This window comes from Flavobacterium sp. GT3P67, from assembly GCF_004349155.1.
In the GTDB taxonomy this organism is placed as follows: Bacteria; Bacteroidota; Bacteroidia; order Flavobacteriales; family Flavobacteriaceae; genus Flavobacterium; species Flavobacterium ranwuense.
Genome location: NZ_SMLF01000001.1, coordinates 533137 through 549509, shown reverse-complemented (window position 1 = coordinate 549509; position 16373 = coordinate 533137). Strand labels below are relative to the sequence as shown.

Genomic DNA, 16373 nt, shown 5'->3' with positions numbered 1-16373 from the left:
ACTGAATTAATGTTTTTTGATTATATTTGGTTTAGATTTCTAAATCAAATAGAATGGAAAATTATTTAAAAAGAGCGTTATTTCAAGATTTTGGTAAAAAAGTACTTCCTAATAAAGTATTAATTTTACTGGGCGCACGTCGTGTTGGAAAAACCGAACTACTAAAAAATTACCTTCAAACTATTCCTGACGGAAGTTATTTACAACTGAACGGAGAAGATATCAATGACTCTAATTTACTCAAAGAACGTTCCGTAGCGAATTATAAGCGATTATTACACAATATTGATTTATTGGTTATAGACGAAGCCCAAACTATTCCTGATATTGGACTTATTTTAAAACTAATTGTGGATTCTATTGAAGGAATCAAAATCATTGCAACAGGTTCCTCCATATTTGATTTAAACAATACTCTTGGCGAACCATTAGTAGGACGAAAAAACACTTTGTTTCTTTTTCCATTAGCACAAATGGAATATTCCCAATACGAAAATTACAAACAAACTGCAGAAAAATTAGAGGAAAGATTACTCTTTGGAAGCTATCCGGAACTGATTCAATATTCAGATTGGGAGGATAAAAAAGAGTATTTGTATGAAATCATCAATTCGTATTTACTTAAAGATATTTTAGTATTTGATGGAATAAAACACGCCGATAAAATATATGATTTGCTGCGATTGATAGCCTATCAATTAGGGAAAGAAGTTTCGTTGCAGGAATTAGCAAATCAGTTGCAAATGTCTAAAAATACAGTTGCTACTTATTTAGATTTGCTTTCTAAAGTGTTTATTATCTTTAAGGTAGAAGGGTTCAGTCGCAATCTTCGAAAGGAAATTGTGAAATCCAGTCGTTGGTATTTTTACGACAATGGTATTAGAAACGGTATCATTAATAATTTCAATCGATTAGATTCCAGAACAGATGTAGGTGATTTATGGGAAAATTATTTGGCAGTAGAACGCGTTAAAAAGCAAAATTATTTAAAAATAAAAAACAATAATTATTTCTGGCGCACTTATGATCAGCAAGAACTAGACTGGCTTGAAGAAAAGGGAGAAGAACTGGCTGGATTTGAGTTTAAGTGGAGTGAAACCAAAAAAGTTAAAATTCCTACCGCTTTCGCAAAAGCCTATCCGGATGCTACTTTTGAAGTCATTAACAAGAGTAATTATTTAGATTTTATAACATAGAAATATGCTATAAAAACCTGCAGTATACCAATTAAAAAAAATTTCCATAAGAAAGATGTTTTTGAAGTTTTATGTCGGAAAACAAGCATCGCTAATCCAGAACCAATTGTTCCGCCAATTACACTCGTAAGCAATAAATTACGTTCTGAAATACGCCATTTTTGCTGTATGGCCAGTCGTTTGTCAACTCCTATTATTGAAAAAGCAACTAAATTAATAAGCGGAAAATACCAGAATAAAAAAGACATAAATAAGGAGTTTTGACTCAAAGATACTATTTTAGCAACATGATTTTATAATCTTAAATTTAAAATGACTAATATACAATTCATATCAAAAGTCGTTGCCACTGCAGCGATAAACATTCAAAACACAGTTCAATTATTACAAGAAGATTGTACCATTCCGTTCATTTCGCGTTATCGAAAAGATACAACAGGAAATCTCGATGAAGTACAAATAGAACAAATTGCCAAACTCCAAAAGGAGTATGAAGTAATCGTAAAACGCAAAGAAGCGATTTTAAAATCGATTCAGGAACAAAATGCGCTTAGTCCAGAATTAGAGAAAAAAATCCAGCAAAGTTTTGATTTACAAGAACTGGAAGATTTTTATCTGCCTTTCAAAAAGAAGAAAAAAACCAAAGCCGATGTTGCCCGTGAAAACGGATTGGAACCGTTAGCCAAAATCATTATGGCGCAAAATAATGACGATGTCGATTTTATATCCACACAATATTTGAATGAAAATGTCATCAATGAAGAAGCAGCGTTGCAAGGAGCCAGAGAAATTATTGCCGAATGGATTAATGAAAATATTTATGTTCGAAAGCAACTCAGAAGATTGTACGAACGCAAAGCAACCATCACCACCAAAGTAGTAAAAACTAAAAAAGACGAAGAAGCAGCCCAGAAATTCAATCAGTATTTCGAATGGTCAGAACCGTTGACGAAAGCGCCTTCGCATAGATTGTTGGCGATGCTTCGTGCCGAAAACGAAGGTTTTATCAAGTTTAAAGTAGAAGTTGATATCAATGAAGCATATGATATTATTGATGCGTTAGTTTTAAAAGGTCAAAATAAAACCACGCCACACGTACAATTAGCTATCGAGGACAGCTATAAAAGATTATTGAATCCGGCGATTTCAAATGAAGCCTTGCAAGAAGCAAAAGCCAAGGCTGATGCCAATTCTATTCAGGTTTTTGCGAACAATCTCGGACAATTATTACTAGCTCCTCCATTGGGTGAAAAACGAATTCTGGCAATCGATCCGGGATTTAGAAGTGGTTGTAAAATTGTTTGTTTAGACGAAAAAGGAGATTTGTTATACAATGAAACCATTTATCCGCATGCGCCACAAAAAGAGGAAGCCATGGCGATGAAAAAAATTCGTTCGATGGTGAATTCGTATAAAATTGATGCCATTTCAATAGGAAACGGAACGGCTTCACGTGAAACGGAATTCTTCATCAAGAAAATAGCTTTTGATAAACTGGTTCAGGTTTTTATCGTTTCCGAAGCAGGAGCATCTGTGTATTCTGCTTCAAAAATTGCCAGAGATGAATTTCCTAATTATGATGTCACAGTTCGAGGTTCAGTTTCTATCGGACGGCGATTGTCAGATCCATTGGCCGAATTGGTAAAAATTGATCCAAAAGCCATTGGCGTAGGCCAATACCAGCACGATGTGGACCAAAATAAGCTAAAAGAAGAATTAGACAGTACGGTGATTCGGTGCGTGAATTCTGTTGGAGTAAACATCAACACGGCGAGTAAACATTTGTTGAGTTATGTGAGTGGAATAGGAGAGAAGCTGGCCGAAAATATTGTACAATATCGTTCTGAAAACGGCCCTTTCACTGATCGGAAACAACTGAAAAAAGTACCCAGATTAGGTGAAAAAGCATACGAGCAAGGTGCTGCATTTATTCGAATTTCGAATGCAAAAAATCCTTTGGACAATTCAGCAGTGCATCCCGAGGCGTATGGAATTGTAGAGAAAATAGCAAAAGATTTGAAACTTACAGTGAATGATTTGATTGCCAACAAAGAAAAAACGGCTTTGATAAAACCCGAAAATTACATTACGCCCGATATTGGAGTTTTGACTTTGAAAGACATTATTAAAGAGCTCGAAAAACCGGGATTAGACCCTAGAAAAGCAGCTAAAGTATTTGAATTTGACCCGAATGTAAAAACGATTAAAGATGTAAAAACAGGAATGGTTTTACCTGGAATTGTCAATAACATTACCAATTTTGGTTGTTTTGTGGATATTGGAGTGAAAGAAAGTGGTTTGGTTCATATTTCCCAACTCAAAGCGGGTTTTGTAAGTGATGTCAATGAAGTAGTTAAATTGCACCAACACGTTCAGGTAAAAGTCACTGAGGTTGATGAAGGCAGAAAACGTATCCAGTTGAGTATGATACTTTAAAAAATAAAAAAAAGGCTTTTCAAATTATGAAAAGCCTTTTTTTATTTTGTTTCTTCTTCTTTTTTATCAGCTGGTTGACTGTCTTTGGCTGCGTTTTTAAACTCTTTAATTCCGCTTCCTAAACCTTTCATTAATTCTGGAATTTTTTTACCTCCAAAAAGTAATAAAACAATGGCCAATATAACAAGGATTTCTGTAACACCTATACTACTCATAATATGATAATTTATGCCGAAGCAAATTTGTAATAAATCTAAAGGCAAAGGTAAATAGAATTTGTTAACGGAATCTCATTTTGGTACATTTATTTGGTTTTAAAAGCGTTAAAAATTTATTAAAAATAAATTTAGTTTAAGAAAAGTGAACAAAAACAAGCGAATACAATCAACGACAATAATTGTTATATTTGTTCAATAATAAAAAAGTATGTCAAAAAAACGACTAAAACGACGCAAAATCAAAGAAAATTTATTCAATAAACGACGTTTAATAATACTTAACGAAGATACTTTTGAAGAGACATTTTCTTTGAAACTTACTTTAATGAATGTTTTTGTGGTAGCGACTCTAGGGGCAATAATAATTACAATCATTACCACTTTTGTTATTGCTTTTACTCCTTTACGAGAATTTATACCAGGCTATTATTCCTCAAAATTAAAGAAAGACGCAATGGGACTGGCTTTAAAATCAGATTCTTTGTCACGAGCCTTAAAGAAAAACGAAGCCTATATCCAGTCGATTCAAAAAGTGTTGACAGGAGAGTTAGAATATGCAAAATTCAATAAAGATTCGATACTTTCGGCAGCAGATGAAGTACCTTCTCAAGCTGATTTATCTGCATCAAAGCAAGAATTGGAATTGAGAGAGCAAGTAGCGAAAGAAGAAAAAAATCCCCTCCCAACTTCCCCGAAGGGAAGGAGACAAGACACAAAAAAATAACTCTAATAATGTCAATAAAATCTACTGCTGCAAAATTATTTGCACAAAAAATATTCAAAAAAACACAACTTTGGGCCAATAATCCTATTGAAACTCAAAAGAAGGTCTTACAAAAATTAATCAAAGAAGCGAAGAAAACACAATTTGGCATTGACCATCATTTTGACCAAATAAAAAATGAGAAAGATTTTGCAAAACAGGTACCGGTTCGGGATTATGAGGCATTGAAACCTTATGTTGATAAGGTGGTAAAAGGCCAGGAAAATATCCTTTGGAAAGGAAAACCGCTTTATTTTGCCAAGACTTCCGGAACTACTTCCGGAGCTAAATATATTCCGTTGACTAAGGAATCCATGCCTTTTCATATTGAGGCGGCTCGAAATGCAATTCTACATTATATACATGAAACAGGAAACGCTGATTTTGTTGACGGCAAAATGATTTTCTTGCAAGGAAGCCCAATATTGGAAGAAAAACATGGAGTTAAATTAGGAAGATTGTCTGGAATTGTGGCGCATTTTGTTCCAAAATACCTTCAAAAAAACAGGATGCCATCTTGGGAAACAAACTGTATCGAGGATTGGGAAACCAAAGTAAATGCGATTGTAGAGGAAACATTTAATAAAGACATGAGGGTCATTTCTGGTATTCCATCTTGGGTTCAAATGTATTTTGAGAAATTACATCAAAAAGGAGGGAAGCCCGTGGGAGACATTTTCAAAAACTTCAATTTGTTTATTTACGGCGGAGTAAATTACGAACCGTATCGCGCTAAATTTGAGAATCTGATAGGAAGAAAAGTAGACAGTATTGAGTTATTTCCTGCTTCGGAAGGTTTTTTTGCGTATCAGGATTCCCAAAAAGAAAAGGGAATGTTACTGCTTTTGAACTCCGGAATTTTCTATGAATTTATAAAAAGTGATGAATTCTATACTGAAAATCCAAGACGATACACCATCGGAGAAGTGGAACTGGGGGTGAATTATGTCTTAATTATTTCTACAAATGCGGGACTTTGGGGGTATAATATTGGAGATACCGTTCAGTTTACCAGTTTAAAACCATACCGAATCATAGTATCGGGAAGAATCAAACATTATATTTCGGCTTTTGGGGAACATGTGATCGGTAAAGAAGTGGAAAGTGCGTTGCAGGAAGCAATTATCGGAACGAATATTCGCATCAATGAATTTACGGTGGCGCCTCAAATTACACCAGCAGAAGGATTGCCGTACCACGAATGGTTCATAGAATTTGAGAACGAACCAGAGCACAGTGTGATTTTTGCGGAAGCGTTAGACAATGCGATGCGCAAACAAAACATGTATTATGATGATTTAATTGTGGGGAAAGTGTTGCGGAAAGTGGTTGTCACCAAAGTGGCTAAAAATGGATTCCAAGAGTATATGAAATCGATAGGTAAACTGGGTGGACAAAATAAAATCCCAAGACTTTCTAATGACAGAAATATCGTAGATTTATTAAAAAATAAATAAAAAAGTTACCTTTGAAGGTTAGAAAATAATTAGAAAATGAAAGAAACCAAAAATATATCACGCTCTAGAGCGCAAGAATCATCGGCGGCAATTGAAAAAATGTACATCACCATGCGTCATCTTTTCAATAGAGGATTTTATAAGCCAATGGGTGTTTCTGGAGATACATTGAGAGAAGCATTATTGGCATTAAGCCCAGAAATATATGGAAATATTGCAGATGAAAAAGTAGAATTAAATGGGCTTTTGTACGTTATAGAGCGTCTTCCGGTAGGAATTGAAGAATGTCGATTTATCAATTTAACTTCGGAAGAAGGCTATTCAAAATCTCATTTTCAAGCGATTGTTCCGCCAAAAAGACGACGCAATTGTTACCGTATCGATGAGGAACAAATGAACGTGGAAATCACCCGAGGACGCTCGGATATTTATGATATTTTGACGCATTTGACGTTTATTTTCATCGAATCACACAAAATTAGAAACAGAGTTTTACTGGATGACGCCGGAGAAGTATCCCGCGATTGGTTCAAACTGGAACAAGCCGTTTCTCAAAAGAAAAAATTGACCCTTGTAGAAAAAGAAAAAGCCATATCCCATGCTGCGAATATTCTGGGGAGAACATTTGAGGAAGTGTTGGATATTTATGATGCATTTGGTTCAACGGCGGCGCCAGATCGATTTTTGCACGTTATTTTTTGGTTAGGAAAACTCGCTATTGAAGAAATAGTAGACGATAATAAGAGAACGATTACCTTTAGTCCTATTTTAAGAGAACGATTGGGACATCATATTCACGGCGAAATTTGGGCTACTAACATCAAGGAGGTTTTAAAAGACAACCAACTTTTAGACCGTCAGATTCATGTGATTAGTGCGAACATGCACAGTGTGATGAACTCTATTTTTGCCACTGAGGTTTTAAAAACGAAGTTTATAGACAAATCTGATTTCTTTATTTATGAAGAGTTGAGCAAGTCTGGCGCTCATGAAGTTCGAAATCAGGTTTCGGCGGTAGCTTTGAAACACGGAATGATTTCGTTGCCGGATACATCGGGAACAAATATTGACGTTCAGATTTTTGATACAGCCAAAATTGATTGGTCCAAAACATCATTTCCTAAGGCAAATACCGGAGATAAAAAACCAGTATTGATTGTTATGGATTACGCTTTTGGGGAGCAAGCTTATGAAACGATAGATGAGTTATTGAAACCGTATAAAAAAGCGACTTTACTTAATGTAGAATCAGTTTCTATCATGGGAAAAGCGGGAATTCTGGAAGGTGGAAAAGGAGATATTATGATTCCGAACGCACATATCAATGAAGGAACTGCGGATAATTATTTTTTCGAAAATGAATTGACTGCAGATATGTTTGAAGGGAATGATATTGCTGTTTTTGCCGGACCAATGGTTACTGTTTTGGGAACTTCATTACAAAACAGAGATTTATTGAAGTTTTTCTATGAATCAACTTGGGGAGTTATTGGATTGGAAATGGAAGGTTCTTATTACCAAAAAGCCATTCAATCGGCATCAAAAATTAGAAAAAGTGTTCCTCATGATATCAAAGTGAGATATGCGTATTATGCATCAGATAATCCTTTGGAAACCGGAAGTACATTGGCTTCAGGCGGGCTGGGAACTACGGGTGTAAAACCTACTTATTTGATTACCATTAAAATATTAGAACAAATTTTCAACGCAAAATAAAAACATAGGATGAGCAAAAACCAACCCAACAACCAAGAGGATCAGGAAATTGATTTGATGCAAATTTTTAAAAAAATAGGAAGTTTTTTTAAAAATATTAATACGTTTTTATTTAGATGTATTCAATTTTTTGTAAAAAATGCGATTGTAGTCTCAATTTTGCTGGTAATTGGAGTTGGATTAGGGTTTTATTTAGACGCAACAAAAAAAATCTATAATCATCAAATTATTGTTACTCCAAATTTTGGGAGTACGGATTATTTATATTCAAAGATTGATTTGGTAGAATCAAAAATCCAAGAGGGAGACACCGTTTTTTTAAAAGAAGTTTTAGGTATAAAAAAGCCTAAAGAATTAATAAAAATTGAAATTAATCCAATAGCGGATGTTTATAAATTTATTGAAAATAAACCGGAAAATTTTGAATTAATCAAGTTGATGGCGGAAGATGGTGATATTAAAAAGACGGTCGAGGATAATTTGACCAGTAAAAATTATACGTTTCATAAGGTATCATTTATCACAGGAAAATTAACCAACAATAAAGAAACAGTTCAGCCATTATTAGACTTTTTGAACGAAACCGATTATTACAAGATAATTCAAAAAGAAGAAATAAACAATATTCAAATTAAGATGATCCAAAATGACTCTATGATTTCACAAATAAATGGAGTTTTAAACGGATTTTCTAACAGGGTAAATGGCGCTGCAAAAAGTGAGAAACTGGTTTATTATAATGAAAACACACAGTTGAATGATATTATCAAGACTAAAGAAGTTCTAATTAATGAGCAGGGAACCCATAGAGTTAGTTTGATAGGTTTAGATAAAATTGTAAAAGAAAACAGTTCAACACTGAATATTGAAAATAAGAGTTCTGTCAACGGAAAATTAAAATTTGTTCTGCCAATGTTGTTTATTCTGGGCTTTATTTTTTTCCGATTGTTTATCGCTTTTTATAGAAAACAAGCTTTAAAAGCATTACAAAACAGCTAATAAGTAGGGTAAAACGATTGTAAAGTAAAAAATAATTCAAGAACAGATAAATATATAAAAACAAATTTCTCTTTAAGAAATAAAATATATTTTTGTAAAAAAGCACAAATGAAAATAAAAGTAATAGCAGCAAGTTTTTTCTTAACATTAGCATTAGTTTCTTGTAAAAAGGAAGATAAGAAAGAAGTGGCTGCCCCAGTTGAAGAAGTAAAAGCCAACACATTTGATGTTACAGTTGAGTTGGTGATTAAAAAAGATGACGAATTAATCCTTTTTTATAAAGACCCTTCAATTAATTATTTTGACGAAAAAAATACCGTTTATTATGGTTTGAAAGGTAAACAAGAGCCTCAAACCGTAATATTCAGCATTCCTGAAGGAGTTATACCAAATGATATTCGTTTTGATATTAGTTCGAAAAAAGATCAAGAACCGCTAAAAATTAACGCCATAACTTTAAGTTTTGAAGGCAGAACATTTAGAGTTGATCAAAAAGATTTGCTAAAATACTTTACGCCTAATGAATTTATAGCATTTGATGAGACTTCGTCGACAGTGACTTTCCTTCCAAAAGGAGATCAATACGACCCGATTTTTAATACAAAACCAGCAATTTATATAGCGCTTGAAAAAGTTAGCGGGGTTAAATTATAGTTTATAATGAGCAAAATTTTCAAAGGCTATTCCTGTTAAGGTATAGCCTTCTTTTTATATAAAACACACGAAACAAATGTTTAGTTTTTTTAATAATGTCCCATACGATAAAAAGCACAAAATATTAGTTTCTAATTTTGTTTACCTTGCTATACTCCAAGGTCTAAATTTGTTATTACCCTTAATTACCTTACCTTATTTGGTCAGAGTTTTGGGAATAGAAACTTTCGGATTACTGTCTTTTTCATTAGCATTAATCACCTATTTTCAGATTGTTACAGATTTTGGATTCAACGCAATCGCTACCAGAGATATTTCGGTTGCAATCGATGACAAAAAAATGCAACAAGATATTTTTAACGATGTAATGTCTACAAAATTATTTTTGCTTGTTTTCTGTTTCCTTTTGATGTCAATTATTGTTTTTAGTTTTGAAATATTCAGAAATCATTGGGAAATTTATTTTTTCTCCTTTGGATCGGTTCTTGGTCAGGCTATTTTTCCAGTTTGGTTTTTCCAAGGAATGCAAAAAATGAGATATATTACCTATATAAATTTATTCACAAAAATTATTTTCACCATCGCAATTTTTGTTTTTGTTAAAGAACAAGAGGATTATTTTTTAGTTCCTATTTTTAATGCTTTAGGCTTTATTAGCGCCGGAATCATATCTTTTTATTTTGTGAAGAAGCACTTTGATTTACCATTAAAACTACAATCCTTTCAAAGAATTAAAAACCAATTAATTAAAGGGAAATATGTTTTTTTGTCCGAATTAAAAATTTCTTTATTTACCAATACCAATACATTGATATTAGGGATTTTTGTAGGCAATCAAGCAGTTGGTTATTTTAGTGGTGCAGAAAAATTAGCGAGAGCAATTGGGAATTTCCAAACTCCCATTTCGAATGCCTTGTTTCCTTTTTTGGCTAGTGAAATGATTTCAAATAAAATACAGACGATTAAGAAAATAAATAAGATTACAATAATTGGAGGAATATTTTTTTCGGCTATAGTGCTCTTGGGATTCTTTTTTTCTAAAGAAATAATAACATTAGTTTATGGACAAGCGATGAATCCAGCCATCATTTTATTTAAAATATTGATAATCATACCACTTGCATCATTCTTAGACACGATGTTTGGTAAACAAATTTTACTAAATTTAGGGAAGGATAATTTATATTTTCGGGTCATCTTATGGGCAACCGTTTTAAACATCAGTATAAATTTAGGATTAACCTACTTTTATAAAGAACTTGGAACGGCAATTGCGCTTACTATTACACAAATTTTTATCGTATTAGGAATGTGGTTTTATGCAAAAAGAGAAACGGATAAATTCTGCTAATAAAAGAGCCATGACACAAATTAAAGTAAGCGTCATAATTCCTGTATACAATGCAGAAGAATTTTTGGCTGATTGTATTCAATCGTTGATAAGTCAAACATTAGAGGAATGTGAGTTTATTTTTGTCAATGACGGCTCAACTGATTCCAGCCAGCAAATTATAAAACAATTTCAAGAAAAGGACCATAGGATTATCCTAATAAATCAAGAGAATGTAGGACGAAGTGCCGCTAGAAATATAGGGATAATTGATGCTACGGGGAGATACATTGGTTTTGTAGATTCAGATGATTTTGTTTTGGAGGAGATGTTTGAAAATTTATACAATAGAGCAACTGAATTTGATACTGACATAGTTATCTCTAATTATTTTTTGGGAAGAGATGATAAGTACATTATTAAAAATGCAATATTTCCAGTGAATATATTGTATGATCAAAATTTCATTCAAAAAAATGTTATTCCAAATTTATTAGAAAGAGAAGATTTGTTTGCAGTTTGGAATAAAATTTACAAAAGAGAGCTTATTATTTCTCATAGCATTGTTTTTCCAAATGAATATGAAGAAGATCAAATGTTTAATTTATGGGTTTTTAACACGGTTTCGAATGTGCTTTTTATAGATTATGCAGGCTATTTTTATAGAGAAGTTTTTAATGGAGTATCTAAGAATATATTTAAAATAGATTATTTTGGGATAGCTCGTCAAAAACTTCATGTAGATTATAAAAAAAGATATAACCTAACGATTCCTTACGGGGAATTTGAGAAACTAAAAGCAATTCGATTTATCCAGAAGGTTTTTTATTTACTATTTAAGTATGCCACAGCAGAAATTTCTTTTAGTGATAAACTTAAAAAAATACAAATAATGGTTTTTGATCCAGAAGTCAATATGCTATCAAAGAAATACCATAAAGACATTTTAAAAAACCAAGGAATATTTGAAGCATTGGTTTTGAAAATTATAAAAAACAAATCTGTAGCTGGTTTATATTTATTAGTTTTAGCGGTTAAATTGACCTATCACCCAAAAACTTCAGAGATTATTCGAAATTTAAATAATTTTAAATTCAAAAAAACTTAAAAATATTGCTCAGAAAATTATATACAATATTATTTTTTTTAGGACTTTTCTTCTTTCCGTTCAACGAGTATGAAGGGATTCCTTTTTTGGGAGAATTTAAAAGTGAAGCAGGAGCCCTTTTTTTGATGTTAGGGTTTTTATTTTTGCTTCTTGAAGTTGTAGTGACAAAAAGAATATTTGTACCATACAAAAGTCCTATTTTTCAAATAGGTGCAATTTTTTTAATCTGGTGTTTTATAAGCACTTTACTCAATGTAGTTTCGGTTTCAACTAATTATTTTAAACATACTGGAGGTATAAATAGGTTTATTAGACAATACTTTGCATTGCTGATTTCCGGTTGTTTTTTCTTGATTTTATATTGTAATGTCTTTATAAAAATGGATCTAAAAGAAATCCTTTTTAAAATTAGAAAGGCATTTTTCTATTCGTTAGTTATTGCTTCAATTTACGGATTTTTAGAAATTTTGGTTTCTTATTTTGGCATAAATTCAGTGTTTCCAGTTTTAAAACTTTTTGATTATTTTCCTTTTTTAGAAGTTAAAATTGCAGGATTAGGTAGAATCTCATCTATAGCTTATGAACCGCCTTTTCTAGCTATTTATTTAATTACAATTGCTGGCTGGATGTTTAGTTATATTCTGACAGAAAAAGGAATTTGGAAGTTTTTTCCAACAATTGCAATACTGCTACTGACTTTTTTCTCAGGTTCAAGAACAGGTTTAATAGTAGTTTTTTTTCAGCTATTTATTTTTACGACAATATTGTATAAGGATAAAAGATTCAAAGTTTATGTTGTTTATTCTTTGATTGGTTTTTTTGCACTTTTTTCGGTAATGCTTATTTTTAATGGAGAAAAAGTTACTAAAGCATTGACTGAAAAAGTAGAATCATTAGATTTTCAAGGAAATTTAAAGAATAATATTTCAAATAAATCCCGATTTGGAATGCAATATGCTTCGTTACAGGTTTTTAAGGAAAATCCTATTGTTGGGGTTGGTTTTGGACAACAAACGTATCACAGCAGAACACATTATCCAACTTGGGCTACAAAAGATAATTATGAGTTTGATTTGATATATAAGAATAAGAATGTAAAATCATTCCCTCCGGGATATAATCTTTATACCAGATTGTTGGCAGAAACGGGTATAATTGGGTTTTTGATTCTATTGGCATTAATTTATTATTCTATAAAACAAACAAAAATATTCATAAAAAACAGTAGTGGAGAGAAGCAAATCCTGTCTTATATACTATTAATTTCATTTTCAGGTTTATTTATTAATTGGTTGCAGATAGATACTTTTAGAATTTATGGTATTTGGCTTTCCTTAGCAATTTTGATGCGATTGTCTCAAGAAAAAATAACGATAAATGAATAAGGTTATTCTTTTAATTCCTCACTATAATAATCCGCTTGGATTAATGGCATCTGTGGCATCAATAGAAGCTTCAGAAGCATTGGATGTCGTCATTGTGGATGATGGGAGCATCAATGAAAGAATTAACGAAACAGCTATAAATAGCGCTTTCAAATCAACAGGAAAAATTACTTATATTTATTTAGAAAATAATGAAGGGGTTGAATCTGCGCTGAACCATGGCTTAGATTATATTGTAAAGACAAATCTATATCATTTTATTGCTCGATTGGATTGTGGGGATACTTGTATTGGTAAACGGTTTGAAATACAAGAAAAATTTCTGGTTGAAAATTCTGAAATAAAATTAGTAGGTTCGAATGCTATTGCGGTGGATCCAAAAGGTAATTTTTTATACAAGACTTTACTTCCAGAAAAGAACCAAAAAATAAAGAACAAAATGTTTACTAACAATATGTTTCTTCATCCAACAGTTATGTTTGCAGAAAACATTATAGCTATTGTTGGGAAGTATCCCACAAATTATAAAGCTGCTGAGGATTATGCTTTTTTCTTTAAAATTGTAAAAGAATTCAAAACGGCTAATCTGCCAGAATTTCTGCTACAATATGAAATTAATCCATCAGGGATTTCGTTTTCAAAAAGGAAAGTACAAGTCTGGAGCAGAATAAGGATTATTAAAGATAATTTTTATCTTGGTTTTTGGCCTGTTTACGGAATTATTAAAAATCTGATTTTGTATATTTTACCCCATTCGATAATTCAAAAAATAAAAAGGCTCAAAGAATGATTCAAAGAATGAGTGTGTTTTCAAAGGAAGAAAGCTATCGCAATATTATTCTATTATTAGTATTGGCGTTGTCTTTTTCAAAATCAATACCCAATATTATTTTAGGTGTTGCTCTGTTGTTTTATGCCGTATTGCTTTATCAAAAAGAAATAGTTTTTCCAAAAAAGCACTATTTTTATCCTTTTGGGTTACTTTTCCTGTATCTCCTAGTTAAGTCTATTTTCAGTTCATCAATTGGTAACGAAGTAAATATTTTTAGTCGATTTTTAATAGTAATTGCACTTCCAATAGTATTTATTCCCGTTCCAAGAAATAAAATAATTTGGGTTTTTATAACATCGGTTTTTATCGCTACGATTATTGCTCTAATTAACACTTCAGTTTATTATTTAAAGGATAAAACGCTTCCTTTCAGTAATGGAGAAGACGTAAATAGAATTTTGATAATAGAAAGGCCATACATGGGATTTATGTGCCTTGTCGCATTAATTTTATGCCTATATATGGTAAAAGAATTTCCAAAATTTAAGAAAGGACTATTGGTTTTGGGTTTGTTTTTTGGAATTTTTATCTTTTTTATTGCGGCAAGATTGTCTTTAATCACATTAATTGGAGTCGCTTTAATTTATCTATTATTCTATTCGGGTTTATCCGCTATAAAAAAAGCAATAATTATTACAGTTTGTTTTCTAGCCTTATTTACTGCTTTGTTGAGTTATAAAAATTTGTCAAACAGATTTTTTGTCGCCGACAGTTTTCAAACGATGAAAGATTATGAACCAAGAGTTGTAATCTGGAGTTGTGCATCAGAGATAATTCGTTCGTCTGATTTTAATTTAATTTTTGGAAGTAAAAGCTTCAATTGGATGCAGGAACAATACGTTGAATGTTATGCTGATTCTATTACAAATGAAAGTAAAAAAGCATGGTTTTTAGCTAAAAAATATAATTCTCATAACCAATTTATTGATTTTTTTCTAGTTGGTGGTTTTTTAGGATTGGGACTGTTTTTATTTTTTATTTTTTCTATGATGAAAAATGCTATAGGAAATTTTTACTTTTTTTCAATCGTTGTTTCTTTAACGTTATTTTTTTTAATGGAAAATGTATTAAACAGACAATTTGGCTGTTATTTAACCGCAATCGTATTTTCTATAACCGCAAAATATAGGGATGAAAAAAATTAAAATTGCCCATATTCTCCATTCCGTAGGAGGTGTTGATGTTTCGTTGCGACTAATTCTTGAAAACAGCAATCCATTACAGTTTGAAAATATCGTAATCCATGGAATTGTTGATACAAAAGAAGGATTTTATGATAAAAATAAAGTACTTGTTGCCGAATATAAATTTCCTATATCGAGAGAAATAGCGATTGCAAATGATTTTATCTCAATAATAAAAACATACAGAATACTAAAAAAGGAAAAACCAGACTTAATTCATTGTCATAGTGCAAAAGGCGGTGTAATTGGAAGGATGGTTGCAATTTTAACGGGAATTCCGGTTGTATATACTCCGCAGGCATTCTCCTATTTAAGTACAAATAATAACTTTAAAAGAATGGTTTTTCTGTTCATTGAAAAATTATTATCCAAAGGGAATGTCACTCTTTTAGCTTCTTCAAAGTCCGAAATGAATCGAGCTATTAATGAAGTAGGATTTGATGAAGAAAACGTATTGCTTTTTAACAACGCCATACGACCTTTAACAGAAATAAATTCTTTATCCATAAAGAAAACTTGGCCCGATAACTATATCTGTACGGTGGGAAGACCATGTTATCAAAAAAATATTGATGAAATGATTCGCGTTTTTTATGAAGTAAAAAAACAGCAGGATATTCATTTAGTGATTATGGGTGTTGGTCATTATGCGAGCCAGTTGCGAATGATAAAAAAAATGATTTCAGAATTTGATTTATCAAATAACATAACACTATTAGATTGGGCCTCGCGAGAAGATGTGCTTCACATAATAAGTAAAACACAATTGTATATTTCAACTGCACGGTATGAAGGTTTGCCTTATTCTGTAATTGAAAGTTTGGCGCTATCGATTCCTTGCATTGTATCAAATTGTGATGGGAATAAGGACTTAATAGTAGATAATTATAACGGATATTTAATCAATGAAAACGATACAATTAGGTTTAGTAAAAAAGTCATTCAATTATTAAACGATAAAAATAAACATGCAGTGTTTTCAATAAATGCAAAGAAAACCTTTGAATTGAATTATAATATTATTGAAAAAATAAAAGACTTAGAAGCCATTTATTTATCACAAAAAGTTAAATAATGAAAGTGTTTTTTATAATT

The 16373-nt window shown here is 31.7% G+C and carries 15 protein-coding genes; 13 read left to right on the top strand and 2 right to left on the bottom strand.

The window, feature by feature from the left end; genetic code table 11:
• Positions 1-53 precede the first annotated feature (53 nt).
• The gene (locus E0H99_RS02390; RefSeq protein WP_131990815.1) at positions 54-1196 is read left to right on the top strand and encodes an ATP-binding protein; all 1143 of its coding nucleotides are present in this window, start codon (positions 54-56) and stop codon (positions 1194-1196) included.
• On the opposite strand, the gene E0H99_RS02385 is transcribed toward E0H99_RS02390, so the two are convergent.
• Positions 1175-1444: a DUF1294 domain-containing protein gene (locus E0H99_RS02385; protein ID WP_131990813.1), complete on the bottom strand. Its 270-nt coding sequence runs from the start codon at positions 1442-1444 to the stop codon at positions 1175-1177. The two genes, E0H99_RS02390 and E0H99_RS02385, sit on opposite strands and share 22 nt — an antisense overlap.
• Positions 1445-1508: 64 nt before the next feature.
• On the opposite strand from E0H99_RS02385, the gene E0H99_RS02380 reads away from it, so the two are divergent.
• A complete protein-coding gene (locus E0H99_RS02380) occupies positions 1509-3632 on the top strand; it encodes a Tex family protein (RefSeq protein WP_131990811.1) in 2124 nt (707 codons plus the stop codon).
• Between the two features lie 41 nt (positions 3633-3673).
• Here the strand turns inward: E0H99_RS02380 and tatA are convergent, their stop codons facing one another.
• Positions 3674-3847: a twin-arginine translocase TatA/TatE family subunit gene (gene tatA / locus E0H99_RS02375; protein ID WP_131914599.1), complete on the bottom strand. Its 174-nt coding sequence runs from the start codon at positions 3845-3847 to the stop codon at positions 3674-3676.
• A 211-nt stretch (positions 3848-4058) separates the two neighbouring features.
• Between tatA and E0H99_RS02370 the strand changes: the two genes are divergently transcribed.
• The 11 genes from E0H99_RS02370 to E0H99_RS02320 all read left to right on the top strand — a co-directional run bounded on the left by E0H99_RS02370 (position 4059) and on the right by E0H99_RS02320 (position 16353).
• Complete coding sequence (locus E0H99_RS02370) at positions 4059-4574, top strand: peptidase (protein ID WP_131990809.1); 516 nt, start codon at positions 4059-4061, stop codon at positions 4572-4574.
• 8 nt (positions 4575-4582) lie between these two features.
• Positions 4583-6070, top strand: a complete 1488-nt coding sequence (locus tag E0H99_RS02365; protein WP_131990807.1) for a GH3 auxin-responsive promoter family protein — start codon at positions 4583-4585, stop codon at positions 6068-6070.
• A 36-nt stretch (positions 6071-6106) separates the two neighbouring features.
• A complete protein-coding gene (locus tag E0H99_RS02360; protein ID WP_131990805.1) occupies positions 6107-7786 on the top strand; it encodes a DUF6909 family protein in 1680 nt (559 codons plus the stop codon).
• Positions 7787-7795: 9 nt separating this feature from the next.
• Positions 7796-8785 (top strand): hypothetical protein, encoded by a 990-nt coding sequence (locus E0H99_RS02355; protein WP_131990803.1) that lies wholly within the window; start codon positions 7796-7798, stop codon positions 8783-8785.
• 108 nt (positions 8786-8893) lie between these two features.
• A complete protein-coding gene (locus tag E0H99_RS02350; protein WP_131990801.1) occupies positions 8894-9439 on the top strand; it encodes a hypothetical protein in 546 nt (181 codons plus the stop codon).
• A gap of 76 nt (positions 9440-9515) precedes the next feature.
• Positions 9516-10790 (top strand): flippase, encoded by a 1275-nt coding sequence (locus E0H99_RS02345; protein ID WP_131990799.1) that lies wholly within the window; start codon positions 9516-9518, stop codon positions 10788-10790.
• A complete protein-coding gene (locus E0H99_RS02340; RefSeq protein ID WP_131990797.1) occupies positions 10759-11877 on the top strand; it encodes a glycosyltransferase family 2 protein in 1119 nt (372 codons plus the stop codon). The genes E0H99_RS02345 and E0H99_RS02340 overlap by 32 nt, the downstream gene beginning before the upstream one ends.
• 380 nt (positions 11878-12257) lie before the next feature.
• Positions 12258-13262: an O-antigen ligase family protein gene (locus E0H99_RS02335; RefSeq protein WP_165930244.1), complete on the top strand. Its 1005-nt coding sequence runs from the start codon at positions 12258-12260 to the stop codon at positions 13260-13262.
• A complete protein-coding gene (locus E0H99_RS02330) occupies positions 13255-14052 on the top strand; it encodes a glycosyltransferase (RefSeq protein WP_131990793.1) in 798 nt (265 codons plus the stop codon). The genes E0H99_RS02335 and E0H99_RS02330 overlap by 8 nt, the downstream gene beginning before the upstream one ends.
• Positions 14049-15239 (top strand): O-antigen ligase family protein, encoded by a 1191-nt coding sequence (locus E0H99_RS02325; RefSeq protein WP_131990791.1) that lies wholly within the window; start codon positions 14049-14051, stop codon positions 15237-15239. The genes E0H99_RS02330 and E0H99_RS02325 overlap by 4 nt, the downstream gene beginning before the upstream one ends.
• Positions 15226-16353, top strand: a complete 1128-nt coding sequence (locus E0H99_RS02320) for a glycosyltransferase (protein WP_131990789.1) — start codon at positions 15226-15228, stop codon at positions 16351-16353. Before E0H99_RS02325 ends, E0H99_RS02320 begins: the two co-directional genes overlap by 14 nt.
• Positions 16354-16373: the final 20 nt, after the last annotated feature.